The 4,202-nt window shown below is 68.6% G+C and carries 3 protein-coding genes and 1 pseudogene; all 4 read right to left on the minus strand.

Annotation, left to right across the window (positions count from 1 at the left end; translation table 11 throughout):
* Positions 1-274, minus strand: a 274-nt coding sequence (locus tag AC2W7M_RS20830) for a biotin/lipoyl-containing protein (RefSeq protein ID WP_486134570.1), incomplete at its 3' end; no start/stop codon positions are given.
* Between the two features lie 27 nt (positions 275-301).
* Positions 302-628, minus strand: a complete 327-nt coding sequence (locus tag AC2W7M_RS20835; protein ID WP_486134572.1) for a YciI family protein — start codon at positions 626-628, stop codon at positions 302-304.
* Positions 629-672: 44 nt separating this feature from the next.
* Entirely contained in the window at positions 673-3,627 is a 2,955-nt protein-coding gene (locus AC2W7M_RS20840) for a 2-oxoglutarate dehydrogenase E1 component (protein ID WP_486134573.1), read from the minus strand.
* Between the two features lie 429 nt (positions 3,628-4,056).
* A pseudogene (locus AC2W7M_RS20845) lies at positions 4,057-4,202 on the minus strand (succinate--CoA ligase subunit alpha); the annotation flags it as partial.

Here is a 4,202-nt window from a genome sequence, read left to right on the forward strand (position 1 = left end):
CCGTGCCGCGGTCTCCCGCGGCGGCGGCCGCGCCGGCGCCTTCGCCGATGGAGCCGAGCAGCGCGCCGACGCCCACCGTCTCGCCGTCCTTGGCGACGATCTCGGACAGCACGCCGGAGGCGGGGGCGGGAACCTCGACCGTGACCTTGTCGGTCTCAAGCTCCACCAGCGGCTCGTCGGCCTTCACGGCCTCGCCGGGCTTCTTGAACCACTTGCCGATGGTGGCCTCGGTAACGGACTCGCCCAAGGTGGGCACGCGGATCTCGGTCGCCATTCTGTTCGTCCCCTCCGGGGACCTCCCTCAACGTTCGTCGCCTGCCGGGGCTGCACCCCGGTTCAGGATGAGTGACGGAACCGGCATCACCTCATAGGCAAAGCCCAGTCCCGCCGCGATGATCGGGTCCGCATCGGCGAGCGCCTTCGCGTGACCCTCGTCGTCCGCGTCCACCAGAGCCATCCCCCAGATGCCTGCGGGATCGGCCACCGGACCCACCGCCAGAGCGGGTCCGCCTTCGGCGAGCCGGTGCCAGTAGGCCCCGTGGGCACCCATCGCCTCCATCTCGGCGCCGCTCGCATCCTCCGGGAAGCTTGCGCGCGGTGGCCGCAGCCGGAGCAGGTAATGGGCCAAGGGTGCCTCCGTCGTCGTCGCGCCTCCCCGCCGTCCTGGCCGGATCAGGCCAGGGCGTCGTCCAGGAATGCCTTGAGCTGCGCCAGATGCTTGGACATCAGCCCGGTGGCGGTGGCGGCGGACGCCGGGCGTCCCGCATAGCGCGGGCGCTTGGACGCGCCGCCGACCTGCTCCAGCACCCATTCCAGATAGGGCTGGACGAAGGACCAGGAGCCCTGGTTCTTCGGCTCTTCCTGGCACCAGACCACCTCGGCGTTCTTGAAGCGCGAGAGCTCCTGCACCAGCGTCTTGAGCGGGAACGGATAAAGCTGCTCCACGCGCATCAGGTAGACGTCGTCGACCCCGCGCTTCTCGCGCTCCTCGAACAGGTCGTAATAGACCTTGCCCGAGGACAGGACGACGCGGCGGATCTTGTCGTCCGCGACCAGCTTGATCCCCTCGGCGGCGGGGTGCGACTGCGCGTCGTCCCACAGCACGCGGTGGAACGAGGTGCCGGTCCCCATCTCGGCCAGCGCGGAGACCGCCCGCTTGTGGCGCAGCAGCGACTTCGGCGTCATCAGGATCAGCGGCTTCCTGAACTCGCGCTTCATCTGCCGGCGCAGGATGTGGAAGTAGTTGGCCGGGGTGGTGACGTTCGCCACCTGCATGTTGTCCTCGGCGCACAGCTGGAGGAAGCGCTCGAGGCGCGCCGAGGAATGCTCCGGCCCCTGGCCCTCATAGCCGTGCGGCAGCAGGCAGACGAGGCCGGACATGCGCAGCCACTTGCGCTCGCCCGAGGAGATGAACTGGTCGAACACCACCTGGGCGCCGTTGGCGAAGTCGCCGAACTGCGCCTCCCAGAGCACCAGAGTGTTGGGCTCGGACAGGGTGTAGCCGTACTCGAAGCCCAGCACCGCCTCCTCCGAGAGCATCGAGTTGATGACCTCGTACTTGGACTGGGTCTCGGAGAGGTGGTTGAACGGCTTGTAGCGGGCCTCGGTGTCCTGGTCGAGCAGCACCGAATGGCGCTGGGAGAAGGTGCCGCGCTCCACGTCCTGGCCGGAAAGGCGCACCGGGTGGCGCTCCATCAGCAGCGTGCAGAAAGCCAGCGCCTCGCCGGTCGCCCAGTCGATGCCCTGGCCGTCCTCGATCGCCTTCTTGCGGTTGTCGAGGAAGCGCTGGATGGTGCGGTGGACCTTGAAGCCCTCCGGCACGGCGGTGATCTTCGCGCCGATCGCCTTCAGGGTGTCGACCGCCACGCCGGTGTCGCCGCGGCGCGGATCGTCGTCTTCCTGGATCGCCTTGAAGCCGGCCCAGCGCCCGTCCAGCCAGTCGGCCTTGTTGGGCTTGTAGGCCTGGCCGGCCTCGTACTCCGCCTCCAGGCGGTCGCGCCAGGCGCCGCGCATGGTGTCCACCTCGCCGGCGGTCACCACGCCCTCGGCCTCGAGCTTCTTGGAATAGAGCTCGAGCACGCTCGGGTGCTGGCGGATCACCTTGTACATCTTCGGCTGGGTGAACGCCGGCTCGTCGCCCTCATTGTGGCCGAAGCGCCGGTAGCAGAACATGTCGACGACCACCGGCTTGTGGAAGCGCTGGCGGAACTCGGTCGCCACCTTGGCGCAGAACACCACCGATTCCGGATCGTCGCCGTTGCAGTGGAAGATCGGCGCCTCGATCATCTTCGCCACGTCGGACGGGTAGGGCGAGGAGCGCGAATAGCGCGGATTGGTGGTGAAGCCGATCTGGTTGTTGATGATGAAGTGGATCGAGCCGCCGGTGCGGTGGCCCTTCAGGCCCGACAGGCCGAGGCACTCGGCCACCACGCCCTGGCCGGCGAAGGCGGCATCGCCGTGCAGCAGCAGGGGGAGCACCTTGACGCGCTCGGCGTCCTGCATCTGGTCCTGCTTGGCGCGCGCCTTGCCGAGCACCACGGGATCGACGATCTCCAGGTGCGAGGGGTTGGCGGTCAGCGACAGGTGGACCTTGTTGTTGTCGAACTCGCGGTCGGACGAGGCGCCGAGGTGGTACTTCACGTCGCCCGAGCCCTCGACCTCGTCGGGGGCCCAGGAGCCGCCCTTGAACTCGTGGAACAGCGCCCGGTGCGGCTTGCCCATCACCTGGGTGAGCACGTTCAGGCGGCCGCGATGGGCCATGCCGAACACGATCTCCTTCACGCCCAGATTGCCGCCGCGCTTGATGATCTGCTCCAGCGCCGGGATCAGGCTCTCGCCGCCGTCGAGGCCGAAGCGCTTGGTGCCGGTATACTTGACGTCGAGATACTTCTCGAAGCCCTCGGCCTCCACCAGCTTGTTGAGGATGGCGCGCTTGCCCTCGCGGGTGAACGACACCTCCTTGTCCGGGCCCTCGATGCGCTCCTGGATCCAGGCCTTCTCCTCGGGCGAGGAAATGTGCATGAACTCGACGCCGACCGACGAGCAATAGGTGCGGCGCAGGATCGCCACCATCTCGCGCACGGTGGCGAATTCCAGGCCGAGCACGTGGTCGATGAAGATCTTGCGGTCGAGATCGGCTTCGTAGAAGCCGTAGGAGACCGGGTCCAGCTCCGGCGCCTCGCGCGGCGGGGTGAGGCCGAGCGGGTCGAGATTGGCGTGCAGGTGGCCGCGCATGCGGTAGGCGCGGATCATCATCAGCGCCTTCACGGAGTCGCGGGTGGCCTGCTGGACCTCGGTGGGGGAGAACTCCACCCCGGTCTTCTGGGCCTTCGCCTTCACCTTCTCGGCGATGGCCTTCTCCACCTCGATCCACTGGCCGTCCATGGCCGAGACCAGCTCGCCATTGGCGTGCACCGGCCAGTGCGGCTTCTTCCAGGAGGCGCCGCGGGCGTTCTCGATCACCTGGGCGGGATCGTCCTTGAGCGCGGCGAAGAAGGCCTGCCACTCCGGCGTCACCGCATTCGGGTCGCTCTCGTAGCGGGCATAGAGGTCCTCGATCCAGGCGGCATTGGCGCCATAGAGGAACGAGGTGCTGAGGAAAATGTCGTTCTGATCCGCGCGCGACATGGGCTTCTTCCCGCATGGTCGTGGCGCCGCGCGGGTCTTCCGCGGTCCGCCGTCCGGCGGGCGCGAAGGGGTGCGCGGCCCCATGGCCTCGTCATGTGCCACAATCGAGCCCCCGGCCGGAGCCGGACGCCCCTTCACCGCTGCTGGGCTCGTGGCGGCCTGCGGCAGCGGTGCCTTGAAACCTTCGCCCCAAACGTCCGCCCGGATCGCTGCCTCCGGCACCGGTCCGGGGAGCGCCCCTGCAGGCGCCAGCCTGGGGCCACGCCGTCGCCGAGCTTTGCGGCGAAAATGGGTGCACGGCGGCCGAAAGGCAACGGCCGCCGCACTTTCTTCGTACCTGCTTCCCTTCCGTCACACCTCTGCGCGCGACGCGCAGGAGGTATGACGAGAGGCGGGCGGGAAAGGGGAGGAAGCCCTTCCCGCGCCGATTCAGCCCTTGAGCACCTCGACGAGGGTCTTGCCGAGGCGCGCCGGGGAGGGCGACACGCGGATGCCCGCGGCCTCCATGGCGGCGATCTTGTCCTCGGCGCCGCCCTTGCCGCCGGAGATGATGGCGCCCGCATGGCCCATGCGGC

The organism is Xanthobacter sp. BG11Y11_SDJG (assembly GCF_057364445.1).